General features: G+C 66.5%; 25 protein-coding genes and 1 riboswitch. Of the genes, 10 read left to right on the top strand and 15 right to left on the bottom strand.

The window, feature by feature from the left end; genetic code table 11:
* Positions 1-6 precede the first annotated feature (6 nt).
* Positions 7-921 (bottom strand): LysR family transcriptional regulator, encoded by a 915-nt coding sequence (locus tag JVX91_RS08995; protein WP_205338916.1) that lies wholly within the window; start codon positions 919-921, stop codon positions 7-9.
* 102 nt (positions 922-1,023) lie between these two features.
* On the opposite strand from JVX91_RS08995, the gene JVX91_RS08990 reads away from it, so the two are divergent.
* Both JVX91_RS08990 and JVX91_RS08985 read left to right on the top strand, forming a co-directional pair.
* The gene (locus tag JVX91_RS08990) at positions 1,024-1,311 is read left to right on the top strand and encodes a putative quinol monooxygenase (RefSeq protein ID WP_205338915.1); all 288 of its coding nucleotides are present in this window, start codon (positions 1,024-1,026) and stop codon (positions 1,309-1,311) included.
* A 25-nt stretch (positions 1,312-1,336) separates the two neighbouring features.
* On the top strand, positions 1,337-2,350 hold the full coding sequence (locus tag JVX91_RS08985) for a zinc-binding alcohol dehydrogenase family protein (RefSeq protein WP_205338914.1): 1,014 nt from the start codon (positions 1,337-1,339) through the stop codon (positions 2,348-2,350).
* A 185-nt stretch (positions 2,351-2,535) separates the two neighbouring features.
* Here JVX91_RS08985 and JVX91_RS08980 read toward each other — a convergent pair whose 3' ends face one another.
* The 13 genes from JVX91_RS08980 to nrdR form a co-directional block, all read right to left on the bottom strand.
* Positions 2,536-3,339: a cobalamin-binding protein gene (locus JVX91_RS08980; RefSeq protein WP_205338913.1), complete on the bottom strand. Its 804-nt coding sequence runs from the start codon at positions 3,337-3,339 to the stop codon at positions 2,536-2,538.
* Complete coding sequence (locus tag JVX91_RS08975; RefSeq protein WP_205338912.1) at positions 3,339-3,755, bottom strand: MFS transporter; 417 nt, start codon at positions 3,753-3,755, stop codon at positions 3,339-3,341. The genes JVX91_RS08980 and JVX91_RS08975 overlap by 1 nt, the downstream gene beginning before the upstream one ends.
* Positions 3,752-4,381 carry a GTP cyclohydrolase II gene (gene ribA, locus JVX91_RS08970; RefSeq protein WP_205338911.1) on the bottom strand — a complete coding sequence of 210 codons (630 nt, stop codon included), beginning with the start codon at positions 4,379-4,381 and terminating at the stop codon, positions 3,752-3,754. The genes JVX91_RS08975 and ribA overlap by 4 nt, the downstream gene beginning before the upstream one ends.
* 121 nt (positions 4,382-4,502) lie before the next feature.
* A complete protein-coding gene (locus JVX91_RS08965) occupies positions 4,503-5,150 on the bottom strand; it encodes a TIGR02281 family clan AA aspartic protease (RefSeq protein WP_205338910.1) in 648 nt (215 codons plus the stop codon).
* Between the two features lie 5 nt (positions 5,151-5,155).
* Positions 5,156-5,911 (bottom strand): transporter substrate-binding domain-containing protein, encoded by a 756-nt coding sequence (locus JVX91_RS08960; RefSeq protein WP_205338909.1) that lies wholly within the window; start codon positions 5,909-5,911, stop codon positions 5,156-5,158.
* Between the two features lie 9 nt (positions 5,912-5,920).
* Positions 5,921-6,436, bottom strand: a complete 516-nt coding sequence (locus JVX91_RS08955) for a phosphatidylglycerophosphatase A (protein WP_045215177.1) — start codon at positions 6,434-6,436, stop codon at positions 5,921-5,923.
* 2 nt (positions 6,437-6,438) lie between these two features.
* Complete coding sequence (gene thiL, locus JVX91_RS08950) at positions 6,439-7,398, bottom strand: thiamine-phosphate kinase (protein WP_205338908.1); 960 nt, start codon at positions 7,396-7,398, stop codon at positions 6,439-6,441.
* Positions 7,399-7,545: 147 nt separating this feature from the next.
* Complete coding sequence (nusB, locus tag JVX91_RS08945; protein ID WP_240201762.1) at positions 7,546-7,968, bottom strand: transcription antitermination factor NusB; 423 nt, start codon at positions 7,966-7,968, stop codon at positions 7,546-7,548.
* Between the two features lie 65 nt (positions 7,969-8,033).
* On the bottom strand, positions 8,034-8,510 hold the full coding sequence (gene ribE, locus JVX91_RS08940; RefSeq protein WP_015475395.1) for a 6,7-dimethyl-8-ribityllumazine synthase: 477 nt from the start codon (positions 8,508-8,510) through the stop codon (positions 8,034-8,036).
* A 230-nt stretch (positions 8,511-8,740) separates the two neighbouring features.
* A complete protein-coding gene (gene ribBA, locus JVX91_RS08935) occupies positions 8,741-9,847 on the bottom strand; it encodes a bifunctional 3,4-dihydroxy-2-butanone-4-phosphate synthase/GTP cyclohydrolase II (RefSeq protein ID WP_205338906.1) in 1,107 nt (368 codons plus the stop codon).
* Positions 9,848-9,863: 16 nt separating this feature from the next.
* The gene (locus JVX91_RS08930) at positions 9,864-10,532 is read right to left on the bottom strand and encodes a riboflavin synthase (protein WP_205338905.1); all 669 of its coding nucleotides are present in this window, start codon (positions 10,530-10,532) and stop codon (positions 9,864-9,866) included.
* Positions 10,533-10,687: 155 nt separating this feature from the next.
* Positions 10,688-10,850, bottom strand: a riboswitch (FMN riboswitch).
* Between the two features lie 122 nt (positions 10,851-10,972).
* A complete protein-coding gene (gene ribD, locus JVX91_RS08925; RefSeq protein WP_205338904.1) occupies positions 10,973-12,091 on the bottom strand; it encodes a bifunctional diaminohydroxyphosphoribosylaminopyrimidine deaminase/5-amino-6-(5-phosphoribosylamino)uracil reductase RibD in 1,119 nt (372 codons plus the stop codon).
* Positions 12,088-12,552, bottom strand: a complete 465-nt coding sequence (gene nrdR, locus JVX91_RS08920) for a transcriptional regulator NrdR (RefSeq protein WP_205338903.1) — start codon at positions 12,550-12,552, stop codon at positions 12,088-12,090. Before nrdR ends, ribD begins: the two co-directional genes overlap by 4 nt.
* 137 nt (positions 12,553-12,689) lie before the next feature.
* Between nrdR and JVX91_RS08915 the strand changes: the two genes are divergently transcribed.
* From JVX91_RS08915 to trxA, 3 genes are all read left to right on the top strand, one after another.
* A complete protein-coding gene (locus JVX91_RS08915; protein ID WP_205338902.1) occupies positions 12,690-13,157 on the top strand; it encodes a YbaY family lipoprotein in 468 nt (155 codons plus the stop codon).
* On the top strand, positions 13,154-13,810 hold the full coding sequence (locus tag JVX91_RS08910) for a 50S ribosomal protein L11 methyltransferase (RefSeq protein WP_205338901.1): 657 nt from the start codon (positions 13,154-13,156) through the stop codon (positions 13,808-13,810). The genes JVX91_RS08915 and JVX91_RS08910 overlap by 4 nt, the downstream gene beginning before the upstream one ends.
* Before the next feature lie 208 nt (positions 13,811-14,018).
* Positions 14,019-14,888, top strand: coding sequence for a thioredoxin (trxA, locus tag JVX91_RS08905; protein WP_205338900.1), 870 nt, complete (start codon positions 14,019-14,021; stop codon positions 14,886-14,888).
* A 271-nt stretch (positions 14,889-15,159) separates the two neighbouring features.
* Here the strand turns inward: trxA and JVX91_RS08900 are convergent, their stop codons facing one another.
* Entirely contained in the window at positions 15,160-15,513 is a 354-nt protein-coding gene (locus tag JVX91_RS08900) for a hypothetical protein (RefSeq protein ID WP_205338899.1), read from the bottom strand.
* Positions 15,514-15,642: 129 nt separating this feature from the next.
* Here JVX91_RS08900 and JVX91_RS08895 point away from each other — a divergent pair, with 129 nt between their 5' ends.
* The 5 genes from JVX91_RS08895 (at position 15,643) to JVX91_RS08875 (ending at position 19,588) form a co-directional block, all read left to right on the top strand.
* A complete protein-coding gene (locus JVX91_RS08895) occupies positions 15,643-16,212 on the top strand; it encodes a DUF2796 domain-containing protein (protein ID WP_205338898.1) in 570 nt (189 codons plus the stop codon).
* A gap of 15 nt (positions 16,213-16,227) precedes the next feature.
* A complete protein-coding gene (locus tag JVX91_RS08890; protein WP_205338897.1) occupies positions 16,228-16,935 on the top strand; it encodes an ABC transporter ATP-binding protein in 708 nt (235 codons plus the stop codon).
* Between the two features lie 2 nt (positions 16,936-16,937).
* Positions 16,938-18,203 carry an ABC transporter permease gene (locus JVX91_RS08885; protein ID WP_205338896.1) on the top strand — a complete coding sequence of 422 codons (1,266 nt, stop codon included), beginning with the start codon at positions 16,938-16,940 and terminating at the stop codon, positions 18,201-18,203.
* A gap of 9 nt (positions 18,204-18,212) precedes the next feature.
* The gene (locus JVX91_RS08880) at positions 18,213-18,731 is read left to right on the top strand and encodes a DUF3299 domain-containing protein (protein ID WP_205338895.1); all 519 of its coding nucleotides are present in this window, start codon (positions 18,213-18,215) and stop codon (positions 18,729-18,731) included.
* 137 nt (positions 18,732-18,868) lie between these two features.
* The gene (locus JVX91_RS08875) at positions 18,869-19,588 is read left to right on the top strand and encodes an OmpW family outer membrane protein (RefSeq protein WP_205338894.1); all 720 of its coding nucleotides are present in this window, start codon (positions 18,869-18,871) and stop codon (positions 19,586-19,588) included.
* Positions 19,589-19,636 lie beyond the last annotated feature (48 nt).

Here is a 19,636-nt window from a genome sequence, read left to right as displayed (position 1 = left end):
CCGACGTCAGACCCAGGGGCGCTCGCGCATCAGTTCGGCGCAGCGCAACTGGACGAACTCGCGCAGCTGGGTCACCGCCCGGCTCAGCTGTGCGCGGTGGGTGCAGAATAGGTTCATCGGGGTGGCTTCGCCCAGATAGTCTGCCAACGCCACTTCAAGCCGCCCGGCACGCACGTCCGCCGCCACGTCCAGCCAGGACTTGTACACCAGCCCCTGCCCCGCCACGGCCCAGCGCCGCACCACGTCGGCGTCGTCACAGAGGCGGTCGCCGCGCACGGTCACTTCGTGCTGCTTGCGGCTGTCGCTGAAGCGCCAGCGCTCGTGGGCGCGCCCGCCGAGCATGTACAGCAGGCAGTTGTGCTTTTGCAGCTCGTCCGGGTGTGTCGGCTTGCCGTGGCGGGCGAAGTACTCGGGCGCGGCGCAGAGCACGCGGCGGTTGTCCGGGGCCAGCGGCAGCGCCACCAGGTTCGAATCTCCCGGCAAACCGAGTCGGAACGCCACGTCCACCGGTTGCCGATAGAGATCGGCCTGGCGGTCGCTGATCAGTAGGCGCAGGTTCATCCGCGGATGCTGCGCCTGGAATTCGTCGAGCCAGGGCAACAGCACGTTGCGGCCAAAATCCGACGGCGCCGAGACCTGGAAATTGCCGGCAATCTCGCTCTTGCCGCCGGCCAGCAGCTGGCGCCCATCGTCCAGGCTCTGTATCGCGGCGCGGGCGTGGGCCAGGTACAGCTCGCCCTCGGCGGTCAGGCGCAGGCTGCGGGTGGAGCGGGCGAACAGGCGCACGTCCAGCTCGTTTTCCAGGCGTTTGAGCGCGGCGCTGGCCACGGCCGGTGACAGCTCCAGCTCACGGGCGGCGGCGGAGAGGCTGCCGCGCTCGGCGGTGCGGACGAAGATCTGCAGGTCGTCGAAACGCAGCATTTTCAAAAATCCTTTGAAAGAGACTCTCTACTTACGCGGTTTTTCTCGCTGACGAAAGAGAGCAGCATGCCTTCACCTTCAACGCACCTGGAGAGACTCCGGATGAGCCTGACCCTGATCGCCATCATTCGCGCCAAGCCCGGCCGCGCCGACAGCCTGCAGGATCGCCTGCACGGCATGCTCGCGCCGTCCCGCGCCGAGGCCGGCTGCCTGCAGTACGACCTGCACCGTGACATCAAGGACGCCGAGCTGATCTACATGATCGAGCAGTGGCGCGACGAGGAGGCCCTGGCCGAGCACGAGGCCAGCCCGCACTTCCAGGCCTTCGTGAAGGCCGCCGAACCTGACCTGGCGGAACTCGATATCCGCCTGATGAACCGCATCGACTGATCGTCCAAAGCGAATAGGAATCCCCATGAAAGCCATCGGCTACACCCAGAGCCTGCCCAGCAGCGACGCCAACTCCCTGCTCGACATCCAGTTGCCCGAGCCCACGCCCGGCCCCCGCGACCTGCTGGTGGAAGTGCGCGCCATCTCCGTCAACCCGGTGGACACCAAGGTGCGCCAGCGCGCCCAGCCCGCCGAAGGCCAGTACAAGGTGCTCGGCTGGGACGCCGCCGGCGTGGTCCGTGCGGTGGGCAGCGAAGTCAGCCTGTTCAAGCCGGGCGACAAGGTCTGGTACGCCGGCGACCTGACCCGCCCCGGCAGCAATGCCGAGCTGCAACTGGTGGACGAGCGCATCGTCGGCGCCATGCCCAAGAGCCTGGACTTTGCCCACGCCGCCGCCCTGCCGCTGACCACCATCACCGCCTGGGAACTGCTGTTCGACCGCCTGCAGGTGGCCGAGGGCAGCGCCAGCAAGGGCCAGAGCCTGCTGATCGTCGGCGCCGCTGGCGGTGTCGGCTCGATCCTCACCCAGCTGGCACGCCAACTCACCGGCCTGACCGTGATCGGCACCGCCTCGCGCCCGGAAACCCAGGAATGGGTCCGCAATCTCGGCGCGCATCATGTGATCGATCACCGCAAGCCGCTGAGCGAAGAACTCAAGCGCATCGGCATCGGCGAAGTCACCCACGTGGCCAGCCTGAACCAGACCGAGCAGCATCTGGCCGAAATCGTCGCCAGCCTGCGCCCGCAGGGCCGCCTCGCGCTGATCGACGACCCGGAGAACCTCGACGTGCGCCTGCTCAAGCAGAAGAGCCTGTCGCTGCACTGGGAGTTCATGTACACCCGCTCGATGTTCCAGACCGACGACATGATCGAGCAGCACAAGCTGCTGCAACGGGTGGCCGGGCTGATCGACAGTGGCGTGCTGAAGACCACGCTGGGCGAGCACTTCGGCAAGATCGACGCCGCCAACCTGCGCCGCGCCCACGCGCTGCTGGAGAGCAACACGGCCAAGGGCAAGATTGTGCTGGAGGGGTTCTGATCTCCTTGTTCCCGGCGAGGCTACGACGCTCGGGGTTGCCCTCACCCTAACCCTCTCCCAGAGGGAGAGGGGACCGTTCGGTACAGGGGGATATCACGGTGTCAGCCGGCACGAGCAGCTCCCTCTCCCCCTGGGAGAGGGTTGGGGTGAGGGGAAGCGCTGGCACGCGGTCCCAGAAAAACCCTCTACTGAGCTTTAGCTTCGGCCAGCAACCGGCAGAGCTTCTCGGTGGCATCGACCATCGCAAAGCTCGGCTTCTCCAGGTTGCGATCCGGCACCACCCAGAGCTGCTTGAGCCGCGTAGCGCTGAGTTGCTCCATGCCGCGCCAAGTGCGCAACTGCTCTTCACTGGCCGCCAGGATCACTTGCGGATCACGCGCCAGCACGGCCTCCTGCCCCACTTGAGGCGCCGGCAGATCGAGATCAGCGAACAGGTTGCGACCACCACAGACCTCCAGCGCCTCGCTGATGATCTGCCGACCACCCACGGTGTAGAGCGGGCGATCCCACACCTGGTAGAACACCTTGAGCGGCTGATCACGCCGGTACTGCGCACGTAGTTGCGCCATGCGCGTATCGAAGGCTTGCGCCAACTCACGGCCCTTCTCCGCCCGCCCGAGGCGCTCGCCCAGTTCGCGGAACTGCCGGGAGATATCCTCCAGACGGTGCGGGTCGGCCACGTAGACCGGAATACCCACGGACTTCAGGCGCTGCAACTGGGCGTCGGGCACGGCGCCGGGCCAGACCAACAGGAGGTCGGGGCGCAGGGCGAGAATCTGTTCGAGATTGACCTGGCCATAGCGGCCGACGGACGGCAGGCCTTTCAGAGACTCCGGACGCGGCCCGCCATCGAGCAGGCCGGCCAGCCGGTCGGCGGCGCCCAGTTCGAGGACCATGTCGGTAAGCGAGGGCGCCAGGCTGACCACCCGCTCCGCCGCCGCAACGGGGAAACCGGCGATCAGCAGGAGCAGGCAGAGGAAGCGACGCATCAGGACAGTTGGCGCGGCAGGCGGTACAGCCAGAGGATGACCAGGCTGGCGAAGCCCAGCAGCAGGACCGGCACGCCATGCAGGTCGACCAGCACCGCCAGGGCGCCGATCCAGGCCGGAATGCTGCCGACCAGCGAGCCGCGGCGCTGCGCGGCGCCCAGCGCCTGCCAGGCGGCGGGCTCCTCCGCGCTATCGCGGGCCTTGCCGGTGGCAATCAGCGCGTGCTTGTAGCGGCGGAACAAAGGCAGGGTGAGGAACATCGACAGCAGGCCGACGACGAAGACCGGTGTTGCCAGCGACTCAGGCCAGGGCGCATCGCCCACCAGCGCCAGCATCAGGTGCTGCGGTGCCAGCGCGAGCGCCAACAGCAGCCACCAGATCAGATTCAGCCGGCGCCGGGCAGCGGCGCGGTTCACGAAGCGGAAGCCTCGGCCTCGGCTTCACCCTGATGCATGTTGCCCAGCATGTGACCCAGCTTGCCTGCCTTGGTCTGCAGGTAACGCTTGTTATGCGGGTTCAGGCCCTTCTGCAACGGCACGCGCTCGGCGACGGTCAGGCCGTAGCCTTCCAGCGCCTTCACCTTACGCGGGTTGTTGGTCATCAGCTTCAGCGAGCAGACGCCCAGGTGCTTGAGCATCGGCTGGCACATGGCGTAATCACGCTGGTCGGCGCCGAAGCCCAGGGCCAGGTTGGCCTCCACGGTATCCGCACCTTCGTCCTGCAGGGCATAGGCACGGATCTTGTTGATCAGACCGATACCACGGCCTTCCTGGCGCAGGTACAGCAGAACGCCGCGGCCTTCCTTGGCGATGGCCGACAGCGCGCCCTCGAGCTGGAAACCGCAGTCGCAGCGCAGGCTGAACAGCGCATCGCCGGTGAGGCATTCGGAATGCAGACGCCCCAGCACCGGCTGGCCGTCGTCGAGCTTGCCCATGGTCAGGGCGACATGTTCCTTGCCGGTCTCCTCGTCGAGGAAGCCATGCATGGTGAATTCGCCGAAGGGGGTGGGCAGCTTGGAGGCGGCGACGAAAACGACAGACACCGGAAACTCCTGAAAGATTTATCTAAGGAAGGAGGACCGGCATTGTAGCAGCAGCGCCGGCCGCACCGTCATTGCGAATTCTGCAAGATAAGCATCGACGCTATCGATGGAAGGCCGGCGATCAGTGCTTGGACTGGATGTACATGATGCCCTGCTCCTCGCGCCAGCCGACACGGTTGAGGTAGCTCATGCCCAGCAGGATCTCGGTGGGGAAGTCGCCTTCGAGCACCGCCGCCTCCACGCCCAGCACCTCCACGCCCCCCAGCTTCACGCTGTTGAGCACGACTCGCCAACCCTTGGCGGTGCCGCTGGCGGTGGACGCCATCATCGGCGTACCGATGGCGCGGAAGTCGATGCCGAGGCGACGCGCCTCGCCTTCGTTCATCGCGATCGAGGTGGCGCCGGTGTCCACGAGGAACTGCGCATTCTGGTTGTTGATGGTTCCGGCAACCCAGTAATGCCCGCCCGTGCCGCGGGCGATGCTCATCTCGGTGCGAGCCGACGGTGCCGCGTAGCCGCCGCTGTTGTATTCGCGCGCCAGCTCGTAGGTCTGTTCCACGCCGTCGACACGCAGCACCGCCTTGTGGCTGTCGGCGCTGAGCAGTTGCACGCCTCCCGGGCCGGTCTGGCCGATCTTCAGCAGCTTGCGCTGGCCGTCGATGTTGAGTACCGCGGCACCGGGGAACAGCCCCACCACCCGCACCTGTGGGGCCGCCGTGGCGGCGAGGGCGCAGAGAGACAGGCAGAGCAGGGCGAACAGGCGCGGCATGACGATCACTCCTTGGGCGGCAGCAGCGGTTTCAATGGGGCGTAGGGCCAGTGCCAGCGGGCGAAGATACGCTCCAGCTCGCCACTGCGGTAGAGCGCCTGCATGCGCTGGTCGTACAGCTTCGCCAGCGCCTGGCCGCGGTCATTGTTGGCGAAGCCAAGATACAGGGGAATCGTGCCGACATCGGTGATGTGGTAGACGCTGGCATCGACGCCGTTGCCTTCGAGCATTTCCTCCAGCTCCGGGCGCGCGTCGATGAAGTAGTCGATGCGGTGGCTGTCGAGCATCGGCAGCGCCGAGCTGCGGCGCTGCAGCTCGTTGCGCTGGTGGAGATGGTCGAGGTAGCGATCGAAGGCATAGCCGCGCATCCAGGCCAGACGGTACTTGTCGAGCGCGGGCAGGGTCGGCGATGGCGAGGTCTTCAGGCCCAGCGCACCGATCGTATCGACGTCGTAAGGCCAGCGCGGGTAGATGATGTCCTCGATCTCATTACGGTACGCCCCGACCCAGGCGTCGGCCTCGCCGCGCTGCACCAGGCCGACCGAGCGCACGTAGGGTTCGCTGCGCGGAGTGACGCGAACGCCCTCGGGATCATAGAGGGCGCGCAGGATGTCCCACGCCAGACCACGGCCATCGGCCTGGGTGTAGTTGACCCAGACCTCGCTGGCGACGCGGATCTCCCTGGGCGTGCCGGCGGGTGGTTCAACGGCCTCGGCCGGCAGCCAGCACAGGCAAAGGAGCAGGCACAGCAGTCGGCGCATCGATCTTCCTCAGATCAGCCAGTGGGCCCAACCCCATGTCAGGCCTTGCATCACCAGCCAGGCGAAGACCCCGGCCAGCACGTCGTCCAGCATGATGCCAACGCCACCGTGGACGTTGCGGTCGATCCAGCTGATCGGCCAGGGCTTGGAAATATCGACAATGCGGAACACCACGAAACCGACCAGCAACCACCACCAACCTTCCGGCACCAGCCAGAGGGTGATCCACATGCCGACCATCTCGTCCCAGACGATGCCCTCGTGATCGTGCACACGCAGATCGTCGGCGACCTTGCCGCACAGCCAGAAGCCGAACAGCATGGTGACGCCCAGCATCAGCCAGTAACCCCAGTCCGGCAGCATCTGCCAGAGTGGTATGAAGGGTAGCGCAACCAGCGAACCCCAGGTGCCGGGCGCCTTGGGCAGCGTGCCGGAGCCGAAGCCGAAGGCCAGGAAATGCCACGGATTGCGCCATACCGAATGGGGTACGGGCTGGGCGGGGGCCTGATTGGGGTGTTCTGTCACGGTCACTCCATGAAATGCAGGTAGCCGCCCTGACGCGGCGTGATATCGGTGCCGTTGCCGTCGAGCACGCGGACGCCGGAACCGGCCTCCACCCTACCGACCACGCACAGCTGCGGCCAGTTCGCGGAAAGAGACGGCAGGTGCTGCGGCGGCAGTGTGAACGCCAGGACATAGTCGTCGCCGGCGCCCAGTTTCAGCTGGAGCGCGCGCTCGGCGCCCAGCAGGGCTTCCAGCGCCGGACTCGGCGGCAGCTTTTCAGACTCGACGACGAGCGCAACGGCGGAAGCGCGAGCGATGTGCCCGCAATCGGCCAGGAGTCCATCGGAGATATCCAGCGCAGCCGATGCCTTGCCGCGCAACGCCTGGCCGAACGCCAGTTGCGGTTGCGGCGACCAGTAGCGCGCCAGCAGCGGCTCGGCGATTGACGGCTCGGCGCTCAGCTCACCCAGTACCAGCGGCAACGCCCCGCCCGCCTCACCCAGCGGGCCGCCGACACAGAGCAGGTCGCCCGGCCGCGCACCAGCGCGGGTCAGCGCCTTCCCGGCGGGCACACCGCCGAACACGGTGACGGTCATTGCCAGCGGGCCGCGGGTGGTGTCGCCGCCAATCAACGCCAGGCCACATTCCTGCGCCTTCTGGTTCAACCCACGGGCGAAGCCTTCCAGCCAGGCCGGGTCGGCCTCGGGCAGGGTCAGGGCAAGGGTGAAGCCGATGGGCGAGGCGCCCATGGCCGCCAGGTCGCTGGCAGAAACCGCCAGGGCGCGCTGGCCGAGCAGGAAGGGATCGCAGACGGTGGGAAAATGCACACCGACGACGAGCGTGTCGGTGGAAATCGCCAGCTGTTCGCCGGCGCGGGGCGCGAGGAGCGCGCAGTCGTCGCCGATTCCCAGGGCCACTGCCTCGCCGCCGGCCGCACAGGCGGCCGAGGCGAAGTAGCGACGGATCAGCTCGAACTCACCCATGCTCAGAACCTGTTCAGGATCTGTAGCGAGAGGCCGTCAGCGGAGCGAAGAGCAGCACAGGAACCGGAGTTTATGAGCCATAAATGAGGCTTCCGAGCAGCGCATGAGCTCCGATCACGGTCTCGCAGTAGGATCATGGGCAGGTTCTCAGCGCTTGGCGCCCCGAAGTTCGGCGGCGCGCAGGCGCGGAGCGAGCTTGTCCAGCACACCGTTGACGAATTTGTGTCCGTCAGTGGCGCCGAAGGTCTTGGCCAGCTCGATGCCTTCGTTGATGACGACCTTGTACGGCACGTCCAGGCGATTGCGCAGCTCGTAGGTGGCCAGGCGCAGGATGGCCAGTTCCACCGGGTCGATCTCATCCAGGGCGCGGTCCAGGCAAGGCGTGAATTCCTTGTCCAGATCGGTCTTCAGGCGCGGTACGCCGTGCAGGATCTCGTGGAAGTAGGCACCGTCGACATCGCTGAAATCGTTGTCGGTACGGAAGGTCGCCTCGATCTCGTTGAGCGGCTGGCCAGCCATCTGCCAGGAATACAGGGCCTGCACCGCGAGGCTACGGGCCTTGCGACGCATGGCGATCTTGTTCGGCTTGGCGGGTTTCGCGGGCTTGTTGTCCGGAGTGTTGCCGTCCTGGGTGCTCACTTGGCCTCCAGCTGCGACAGCAGGCTCACCATTTCCAGGGCGGACAGGGCAGCCTCGGCGCCTTTGTTGCCGGCCTTGGTGCCGGAGCGCTCGATGGCTTGTTCGATGGAGTCGACGGTCAGCACGCCGAAGGCGACCGGCACGCCGAACTGCAGGGAAACCTGCGCCAGGCCCTTGGTGCACTCGCCAGCTACGTATTCGAAGTGCGGGGTGCCGCCGCGGATCACCGCGCCGAGGGCGATGATGGCGTCGAACTCACCACGCTGGGCGACTTTCTGCGCGACCAGCGGGATTTCGAAGGCGCCCGGAGCACGGATCACGGTGATGTCGCTCTGGGCGACGCCGTGGCGTACCAGCGCGTCGATGGCGCCTTCCACCAGGCTTTCCACCACGAAGCTGTTGAAGCGGCCAACCACCAGGGCGAAGCGGCCTTTGGGGGCGATGAAGGTACCTTCGATGGTCTTCAGGGTCATGGGCAAGTCTCACTGTTAAAGAGCCGGAGCGTCAGCGTGACGCTCCGCAAATAGGGTAGAAGAACGGCACCGCCGTGCCAGGGCACGGCGGCGAGGTTCATTCGGGTAGTCCTGAGCGCGTCGCGAGCGCAGGTCGGGCAAGGCGGAAGTCGCCGAAAAAGCGCAGTTTACTGAAGTAAATGAGCATTTTGAGGCGGCTTCCAACGCGGCCTGACCAAGCGCAGCAGCGATCAGGGCTGCCCGCCAGCGGGCAGATATTCTACTACTTCCAGGTCGAAACCGGATATCGCGTTGAAGCGCATCGGTGCCGACATCAGGCGCATCTTGCGCACGCCCAGGTCGCGCAGGATCTGCGAACCGGCACCCACGGTGCTGTAGGTGGTGGTCGGTTTCTGCGCCGGCGCCGGGGTGTTGGTGATCTCACGGACGTGCGCCAGCAGGTCGTCGCCGCCGACCTGGTGGCCCAGCAACAGGACCACGCCGGCACCAGCCTCGGCCACCTTGGCCATGGCTGCGCGCAGGCTCCAGCGGCCCGCCTGGTTGACCATCAGCAGGTCGCGCAGCGGGTCGGGGTTGTGCACGCGCACCAGGGTCGGCTCTTCCGGGCAGATCTTGCCCAGGGTCAGCGCCAGGTGCACGTCGCCTTCCACGGAGTCGCGGTAGGTGATCAGGTTGAACTGGCCCAGTTCGGTGTCCAGCGGCTGCTCGGCAAGACGCTCGACGGTGCGCTCGTGGATCAGGCGGTAGTGGATCAGGTCGGCGATGGTGCCGATCTTGATGTTGTGCTGCTGGGCGAACTCTTCCAGCTCTGGGCGACGGGCCATGGTGCCGTCGTCGTTCATGATCTCGCAGATCACCCCGGAAGGCTCGAAGCCGGCCATGCGCGCCAGGTCGCAGGCGGCTTCGGTGTGGCCGGCGCGGGCCAGCACGCCACCAGGCTGGGACATCAGCGGGAAGATGTGGCCGGGGCTGACGATGTCGGCAGCGACGGCATTCTTCGCGGCAGCAGCCTGCACGGTGCGGGCGCGGTCAGCGGCGGAGATGCCGGTGGTGACGCCTTCGGCGGCCTCGATGGAGACGGTGAACTTGGTGCCGAAGCCGGAACCGTTGCGCTGCACCATCAGCGGGAGCCCTAAGCGCTCGCAGCGCTCGCGGGTCATCGGCATGCAGATCAGGCCACGGGCGAAACGGGCCATGAAGTTGATGTCTTCGGTGCGGACACACTCCGAGGCGATGATCAGGTCGCCTTCGTTCTCGCGGTCCTCGTCATCCATGAGGATGACCATCTTGCCCTGACGCATGTCGTCGAGCAGTTCTTCAATGCTGTTGAGTGCCATACGGGGACGAGCCTTTTCAGTGTTTCAGGAAGCCGTTGTCGGCCAGGAATGCTTCGGTAATGCCGCCGGCGCCGGCGCTGGGTTCAGCCGCCTTGTCGCCGAGCAGCAGACGCTCCAGGTAGCGCGCCAGCAGGTCCACTTCGAGGTTGACCAGGCGACCACCGCGGTAGTCGGCCATGATCGTCTCCTGCACGGTGTGCGGGACGATGGTCAGCTCGAACTCGGCGCCGTTGACCGCGTTCACCGTCAGGCTGGTGCCGTCGACGGTGATCGAGCCCTTGAGCGCGATGTACTTGGCCAGCTCGCGCGGCGCGCGCACGGTGAACTGGATGGCGCGGGCGTTTTCCTCGCGCTTGACGATCTCGCCGACGCCGTCGACGTGGCCGCTGACCAGGTGGCCGCCCAGGCGGGTGGTCGGGGTCAGGGCTTTTTCCAGGTTCACCCGGCTGCCGATCTTGAGCTGCGCAAAGGCGGTGCGCGCCAGGGTCTCGCGGCTGACGTCGGCCCAGAAGCCGTCGCCGGGCAGCTCGACCGCGGTCAGGCAGATGCCGTTGACCGCGATGCTGTCGCCCAGCTTGACGTCGGCGAGGTCGAGCTTGCCGGTCTTCACGTACAGGCGCACGTCACCGCCTTTCGGGGTGATGGCAGCGATGGTGCCGATGGATTCGATTATGCCGGTGAACATGTTGCCTCCCACACGGCAAAGGCCGCTGGCCGGAAGGCCCGCGAAACCAACAGGGAAAGGTATTGCATGAGGCGAACTCCTGTTTTTCGTTAAAAAACAGGGCGTATCGGATCGAAGGGACTTCTCGGACGCGCACAGGCACGCCCCGATGGCTATCCCGTTCTCTCTTCATCCGGACTATGACCGTCGGCCCCGGAATCACACCGGGTCTGCTGACCTTGTCCGTCCGGCGAACCGGTCTGGACAAGCGCTCGCGGGCTAGACGCATTGCGCGCCATTACCGCCGGTGGGGACTTGCACCCCGCCCTGAGAACGTCAATCGCGGTCGTTACAGCGTCGACCGCGTGTGGCGTTTTACCACAGGTGAGCCAGAGTCGGAAGTTTCCGCTTGCCGCCGTCCCGTCCTCGCGGGCACAGCGGCAGGCCGGTGAAGGGCGGAATCAGACGGGTCTGGCAGTGACCAGCCAGTCGTCCCCCACCGCGCGGATATCGACGATCTTCAGTTCGCGCGACTCGCTCATGCGCTCCAGCGGCAGCTCCAGCAGCGGCCGCGCGGAGGAGCCGAGCAGCTTGGGCGCCATGAAGATGCTGTATTCGTCCACCAACCCGAGGCGAGCGAAGGCGCCGGCCAAGCGCGGGCCGGCCTCCACCAGCACCTCGTTGACGCCACGGCGGCCAAGCTCGGCGAGCAACGCCATCAGGTCGACCTGGCCGTCGAGGCCGGCGAGGTTCAGCAGTTCGTGGCCGACCACGCCGTAGTTCGGGTCGTCCAGGGTACTGACCACCAGGGCCGGTCCGGCCTGGAAGAAGGTGGCGGTCAGGGGCACGCGCAGGCGCCCGTCGATCAGCACGCGCAGCGGCTGGCGCTGCGAGGCCAGCTCGGTCTGCTCAGCGTCCAGGCCCAACTCGTCCGGTCGCACGGTCAGGCGCGCGTCGTCGGTCAGCACGGTATCGGCGCCGGAGAGCACCACGCTGGACTGCGCCCTGAGACGTTGCACAGCACGACGCGCGGCCGGGCCGGTGATCCACTGGCTCTCGCCGCTGGCCATGGCGGTGCGGCCGTCCAGGCTCATCGCCAGCTTCACGCGGACGAACGGCAAGCCGGTTTCCATGCGTTTGAGGAAGCCCTGGTTCAGCGCACGGGCTTCGTTCTCCAGCACGCCGGAGCGCACCTCGATGCCCGCCTCGGCGATGCGCTTCATGCCGCTGCCGGCGACCTGGGGGTTGGGGTCCTGCATGGCCGCCACCACACGGGCGAGGCCGGCGCCGATCAAGGCGTCGGCGCAAGGCGGCGTGCGGCCGAAATGGCTGCAGGGTTCCAGGGTGACGTAGGCGGTGGCGCCACGGGCCTTGTCACCGGCCTGGCGCAGGGCGTGGACCTCGGCGTGAGGCTCGCCGGCGCGCACGTGCCAGCCTTCGCCGACCACTTCGCCGTCGCGAACGATGACGCAGCCGACGCGGGGATTGGGATGAGTCGAGTACCAGCCCTTGCGCGCCAGCTCGATAGCGCGGGCCATCCAGGCCTCATCCAGGGTGCTCACGGAATCGGCGCCGCTCATTCTTTCGATGGCTCGCGGGCCAGGCGCTCGATTTCCTCGCGGAATTCGTTGAGGTCCTGGAAGCGGCGGTAGACGGAGGCGAAGCGGATGTAGGCAACTTCATCGAGCTTCTGCAGCTCGGCCATCACCAGCTCGCCCAGTACCCGCGACTTCACCTCGCGCTCGCCAGTGGCGCGCAGCTTGTGCTTGATGTGGGCCATCGCCTCTTCCAGCCGCTCGATGCTCACCGGGCGCTTCTCCAGCGCGCGCTGCATGCCGGCGCGCAGCTTGTCCTCGTCGAAGGGCTGACGGCTGCCGTCCTGCTTGATCAGGCGCGGCATGACCAGCTCGGCGGTCTCGAAGGTGGTGAAGCGTTCGCCGCAGGCCAGGCACTCGCGGCGCCGGCGGACCTGGTCGCCCTCGGCGACCAGGCGCGAATCGATGACTTTGGTGTCGTGGGCGCCGCAGAAAGGACAGTGCATGGCGAGTCTTGGGCAGTCTTGTCGGAGGAAGAGGTAAGAGGCTCATGGTAGCGCATCGACTGGCCGAATAAACCCCGCTCCCCGGAGACAAGCGGCAGGCATTAGGCTATATAGGCGCCCGCCTGGAATCTGCCGCGATGGAGCCCGCCATGTACACCCGCCTGCTCTGCTTGTCCCTCACCGTTCTGCTGGCCGCCTGCGCCAGCGAGAAGCCCGCGCCCGCTGCCCTGCCGGCGTCCACACCGACGAAATCGGCGACTGCCGCACTCGAACCGGTGCCGGCGCACATGCGTGCCCTGTCCGGCCAACTGAGCAGTTCGCAAGGCTACCTGCCGGCGGGCAGCGAAGTGGAAGTGGCGCTGCTGGTGATCGACGAGCGTGACCGCCCGCAGCAATTGCTCTCCAGCGAAAAGCTGGTTGCCACCGGTCAGGCCCTGCCCTTCCGGCTGATCTTCAATCCGGAGTCCTTCCCCGCGAATGCACGCGTGGAACTGCACGGCCGCGTCTCCCAGTCAGGCCAACTGGCCTGGCGCCTGCCGCCGGTCCGCATCACCCAGCCGGAAACCCGCGTCCTGGGCGAGCTGCGCCTGGAGCGCGCGCCGTGACGCCACCGACTTCCCTGCAACAAGCCCTGGGCGAACTGCTGGGTGACGCACGCCTCTCCGCCGAGCGCCTGCCCGGTACCGACATCGACCTGTGGCTGATCGATGCGAACAACATGGACCGCGAGTTCAGCCCCGACGAGACCCGGCGCATCCTCGAAGACCCGCCCTACTGGTGCTTCTGCTGGGCGAGCGGCCTGGTGCTGGCGCACTGGCTGGCGGAAAAGCCCGAATGGGTGCGCGGCAAGCGCGTGCTGGACTTCGGCGCAGGCTCGGGGATCGCCGCCATTGCGGCGGCCAAGGCCGGCGCCGCCGAAGTGGTGGCCTGCGACCTCGATCCACTGGCACTGGACGCCTGCCGTGCCAACGCCGAGCTGAACGGCGTGGCGCTGAGCTACTCGGCGGACTTCTTCCAGGAAGAGGACCGCTACGACCTGATCATCGTCGCCGACGTGCTCTACGACCGCGCCAACCTGCCGCTGCTGGACGCCTTTCTCAGCCGTGGCCGCGAGGCCCTGGTGGCCGATTCGCGGGTGCGCGACTTCAGCCATCCGCTGTACCAGCGCCTGGGGGTTCTCGACGGCTGCACCTGGCCGGACCTGGCCGAGCCGGCCGAATTCCGCCACGTCAGCCTGTATCACGCGCGACGCAGCTGATGTCGGCGCATTGGGTGGGGCGATCGCGGACGGAGTCCGCTCCTACGCTCGATTCGTAATCCGTGCGCCTTTGCAGGAGCGGAGCTTCTCCGCGACAGGCGGGCAAAGCCCGTCCATGCAACCACCAACCCTGTGCTTGTTTCCGTTAGCAGGCGCCCCCACTTATAGTGGCAACCACCTTCATCGCCCCACTCGCCCGAGATTTCCCATGAGCGATACGCCCTACATCTTCGACGCCAGCATCGCCAACTTCGATCAGGTCGTCATCGAGAACTCCTTCCACAAGCCGGTGCTGGTCGACTTCTGGGCCGACTGGTGCGCCCCGTGCAAGGCTCTGATGCCGTTGCTCGCGCAGATCACCGAGTCCTACCAGGGCGAGCTGCTGCTGGCCAAGGTCAACTGCGACATCGAGCAGGACATCGTGATGCGCTTCGGCATCCGCAGCCTGCCCACCGTGGTGCTGTTCAAGGACGGCCAGCCGGTGGACGGTTTCGCCGGTGCGCAGCCGGAATCGGCGATCCGCCAGATGCTCGAACAGCACGTCCAGCCGCCCGCCCCGGCCGCCGGCAACCCGCTGGAGCTGGCGCAGGCCGCCTTCAACGAAGGCCGTTTCGCCGAGGCCGAAGCGCAACTGAAAGTCCTGCTGAGCGAAGACAACACCAACGCCGCCGCGCTGATCCTCTACGCCCGCTGCCTCGCCGAGCGCGGCGAGCTGGGTGAGGCCGAGACCGTGCTCGACGCGGTGAAGAGCGACGAGCACAAGCAGGCGCTGGCCGCCGCCAAGGCCCAGCTGACCTTCCTGCGCCAGGCTGCCGATCTCCCCGACGCCGCCGCGCTGAAGACCCGCCTGGCCGCCGACGCCAACGACGACGAAGCCACCTACCAGTTGGCCATCCAGCAACTGGCCCGCCAGCAGTACGAGGCGGCGCTGGACGCGCTGCTCAAGCTGTTCGTGCGCAACCGCAGCTACGGTGAGGACCTGCCGCGCCAGACGCTGGTCCAGGTATTCGACCTGCTGGGCAACGATCACCCGCTGGTCATCACCTACCGCCGCAAGCTGGCGAACCTGCTGTATTGATGACAAGGGCGCCGCGAGGCGCCCTTTTTCATAGCGGCACGGGTTAAATCCGTGCCGGCGCCTTCCCCTCTCCCAAGGGGAGAGGGAGCGGATTGTTCCGGCTGACGCCACGGCATCACCCTGTGCCGAACAGTCCCCTCTCCCCCTGGGAGAGGGCTAGGGTGAGGGCCAATCCCAGCGCAGAAACCTCCCGAGCCGTAGGGCGACCAAGCCTTTGCGGCAGATAACGCCGGCGCGCTATTCGCCCTGCCAAATCGAGCCGCGAAGGCTTCTACTCCTCAACCCAGTTGAACACCTGCACGCCATCGCGCACCTCGATCTTCACCTTCGGGCTGTGCCGCAGGCGCACCAGCAATCCCTTCGCCGCTCCCGTGCTGCCCGCCAGCGCTTCCAGCTCATCCATCAGTTCCGGCCCTTCCACGCTGCCGCTGCGGCGCAGCAAGTCCTGCGCGGCCAGCCACAGCTTGTCCGCCGGACCGGCAGCCGCTGGCTGAGCGGCAACCTGCGCGGACGGCGCCACGGCAACCGTCGGCAGATTCTGCGCCAGGCGCGCCCAGTCGGCGTCATCCATCTCCACGCTCAGGTCCACCGGCCAGTCGCCGATGGTGCCCTTGATTCTCAGCATCGCCCTTCTCCTCGCGGCCTTTCGCGCATGCTCCCACGGCGCGGCCGTCACGCCAAACGAACGCTAAGCTAGCCTTAATTTTTCATCTGTTATAACGTAACAAAATCATTCATCAGACCGGAGTCCACCATGCGCCCCCTGCTCCTCGCTGTCGCCCTGCTGCCTCTCGCCGCCCAAGCCCACGACGAACATGAACACGGCAGCCTCGGCAAGCACGAGCATGGCGTCGCCCAGCTCAACGTCGCCCTCGATGGCAAGACCCTGGAACTGGAGATGGACAGCCCGGCGATGAACTTCGTCGGCTTCGAACATGCCGCCACCAGCGCCGCCGACAAGGCCACGGTCGCCACCGTGCAGGCCCAGCTCAAACAGCCACTGCAACTGCTCAGCCTGCCCGCGTCGGCCCAGTGCAGCGTGCAGTCGGTGGAGCTCTCCAGCCCGCTGTTCGGCGACGCGCCCAAGGCAGAAGAGCACGACCATGACGACGGCGACCATGACGAACACGAAGGCCACCACCACGCCGACATCGACGCCCACTACCAGCTGACCTGCGCACAACCGCAGGATCTGGCCACCCTCGATTTCGCGCCGCTGTTCAAGCGCTTCCCGGCGACCCAGAAGATTCAGGTACAACTGATCGGCCCGAGCGGCCAGCAAGGTGCAGAATTGACCGCCGCCAACCCGACCCTGAACTTCTGATCACGACGCGCTGAAATGACCGCATTGCTCGAACTCGACAACCTCGGCTTCGCCTGGCCCGGCCAGGCGGAGCTGCTGGACATCCCTGCCTTCACCCTGGCCCGTGGCGAAACCCTGTCCCTCAAGGGGCCGTCCGGCAGCGGCAAGACCACCCTGCTCGGCCTGCTTGGCGGCGTACAGCGCCCGCAACGTGGCAGCGTAAAGCTGCTGGGCGAGGACATTGCGCAGATGAAGTCAGCGCGCCGCGATCATTTCCGCGTCGACCACACCGGCTACATCTTCCAGCAGTTCAACCTGCTGCCGTTCCTCTCGGTGCGGGAGAACGTCGAGCTGCCCTGCCACTTCTCCCACAGCCGCGCCGAGCGTGCCACGCTTCGTCATGGCAGCGTGGCCAAGGCTGCCGAAGCGCTGCTGGGGCACCTGGGGCTGGGCGACACAGCGCTGATCGAACGCCGCGCCGACAGCCTGTCCATCGGCCAGCAGCAACGCGTTGCCGCCGCTCGCGCACTGATCGGCCAGCCGGAGCTGGTGATCGCCGACGAGCCGACCTCGGCGCTGGATGCCGACGCCCGCGAGGCCTTCCTCCAGCTGCTGTTCGCCGAATGCCGCGAGGCCGGCGCCAGCCTGCTGTTCGTCAGCCACGACCAGAGCCTGGCGCCGCTGTTCGACCGCAGCCTGTCCCTCGCCGACCTCAACCGCGCCGCCCGCGCCCCGGGAATCTGAGCATGTACCTGTTGCGCCTGGCGCTCGCCAGCCTCTCCAACCGCCGCTTCACCGCCCTGCTGACCATCTTCGCCATCGCCCTCTCCGCCTGCCTGCTGCTGGCCGTCGAACGTGTGCGTACTGAGGCCAAGGCCAGCTTCGCCAGCACCATCTCCGGCACCGACCTGATCGTCGGCGCTCGCTCGGGCTCGGTGAACCTGCTGCTCTACTCGGTGTTCCGCATCGGCAACGCCACCAACAACATCCGCTGGGAAAGCTACGAGACCGTCACCCACAGCCCGCTGGTGAAATGGGCGATCCCGATTTCCCTGGGCGACTCGCACCGCGGCTACCGCGTCATGGGTACCGACACCGGCTATTTCGAGTACTACCGCTTCGGCCGCGGGCAGACGCTGGAACTGGCCGAGGGCCGGCCGTTCGGCCAGGACCTGTTCGACGTGGTGCTGGGCGCAGAAGTGGCCCAAGCGCTGCACTACAAGCTGGGCGACAAGATCGTCCTGGCCCACGGCGTCAGCACCATCAGCCTGGTGCAGCACGACGACAAGCCCTTCACCGTGGTCGGCATCCTCAAGCGTACCGGCACGCCGGTGGACCGCACCCTGCACATCTCGCTGCAGGGCATGGAGGCGCTGCACGTCGACTGGAAGAACGGCGTGCCGGCCCGTGGCGCCGGGCGCATCAGCGAGGATCAAGCGCGGACGATGGACCTGCAGCCCAAGGCCATCACCGCCTTCCTGCTGGGCCTCAAGAGCAAGGTAGCGACCTTCACCCTGCAGCGGCAGATCAACGAATACGACGGCGAGCCGCTGATGGCGATCCTCCCGGGCGTTGCATTGCAGGAACTCTGGGGTCTGATGGGCACGGCGGAGAAGGCACTGTTCGTGGTCTCGCTGTTCGTCGTGCTGACGGGCCTGATCGGCATGCTCACGGCCATCCTCACCAGCCTCAACGAACGCCGTCGCGAAATGGCCATCCTGCGCTCGGTAGGCGCGCGGCCCTGGCACATCTTCAGCCTGCTGGTGGCCGAGGCCTTCGCCCTGGCGTTGGCAGGTGTGGCGCTGGGCGTCGGGCTGCTCTATGCGGGCATCGCCGGCAGCCAGGGGTATGTACAGGCGAACTACGGCATCTTCCTGCCGTTGGCGCTGCCCAGCGCCTATGAATGGTCACTGCTGGGCGGCATACTCCTGGCCGCGCTGCTGATCGGCTGTGTGCCGGCGTGGCGTGCCTATCGGCAATCGCTGGCCGATGGCCTGTCGATCCGCCTCTGAGGAAGCCCAATGCGCCGCCTGTTGTTCTTGCTGCTGATGCTGACCAGCGCCGCCGTCTGGGCGGCGCCGCGCGAGCTGACCTGGCCCGAGCTGATCCCCGAGGGCGCGCCGCCGCCCCCGCCGCCGGTGCCGCTGCACGATATGTCCAAGCTCTCCGATGTACTCAATTCGGAGAGCGGCCCGGCCGTGAAGCAGCAGACGCCCAACGCCCCGGTGGTGCAGACGCTGGACGGTCAGGAAGTAAAAATGCCGGGCTATATCGTGCCGCTGGAAGTCGAGGAAGACGGCCAGACCGTCCGCGATTTCCTCCTCGTGCCTTACTACGGCGCGTGCATCCACGTGCCGCCACCGCCGTCCAACCAAATCGTCTATGTTCGAGGCGGCAAGGGCGTAAAGGTCGATGAGCTGTACCAGCCGTTCTGGATCATCGGCAAGCTCAGCGTCAAGGCGGTGGAAAGCGACCTCGCCGAGGCTGGCTACCAGATGCAGGCCAGCAGCATCGAACCCTACGAATACACCGGCCAGTAACTGGGCGCGGCACTTTGCCGCACCCCTGATTCCTACACAGCTTGTGGGCTTTATTGAGCCAAGTCAAAAGTGCGCTTTTAGCGCTGTCTACTATTCTGGGCACCAACACTTATACCAAAGAGATATTGGAGCTCATCATGCGTAAGTCCTGGCTCACCACCTCGCTTCTCTCACTTGCCGTCGCAGCGCCGATCGCAGCCCAGGCCGCCGACATTCGCGGCCACCAGGCTGGCGACTTCCTCGTCCGTGGCGGTATCGCCACCGTGGCGCCGGATGACAGCAGCTCCGACATCAAGCTCGACGGCGCCAAAGTCAGCGGCACCAAGGCCACTGTAAACAGCGACACCCAGCTGGGCCTGACCTTCGCCTACCTGCTCACCGACAAGATCGGTATCGAGCTGGTCGCCGCCACTCCGTTCAAGCACCAGGTCGACGTCAAGGGCCTGAACAAGGCCACCGGCCTCAGCGGCCTGGACGGCAAGCTGGCCGATATCAAACAACTGCCGCCGACCGTGCTGCTGCAGTACTACCCCATGGGTGGCACCAGCTCCGCCTTCCAGCCTTACGGCGGCCTGGGCGTCAACTACACCACCTTCTTCGACGAAGACCTCACCAGCTCCCGCAAGGACCAGGGCTTCAGCAACCTGAAGCTGCAGGACTCCTGGGGCCTGGCCGCCGAACTGGGCATGGACTACATGCTCAACGAGCACGCCTTCGTCAACGCCGCGGTCTGGTACATGGACATCGACACCAAGGCCAGCGTCGACGGTCCGTCTGCCCTCGGCGTGAAGAAAACCAAGGTCAATGTCGACGTCGACCCGTGGGTTTACATGGTTGGTTTCGGCTACCGTTTCTAACGGAGCAAACATGAAAAAGGCGCCCAAGGGCGCCTTTTTCACTTTCAG

Origin of the sequence: Pseudomonas sp. PDNC002, assembly GCF_016919445.1 — a bacterium.
Lineage (GTDB): Bacteria > Pseudomonadota > Gammaproteobacteria > Pseudomonadales > Pseudomonadaceae > Pseudomonas.
Note: the sequence above shows the minus strand (reverse complement) of the source record. Positions and strands in the feature narration are given on the sequence as shown.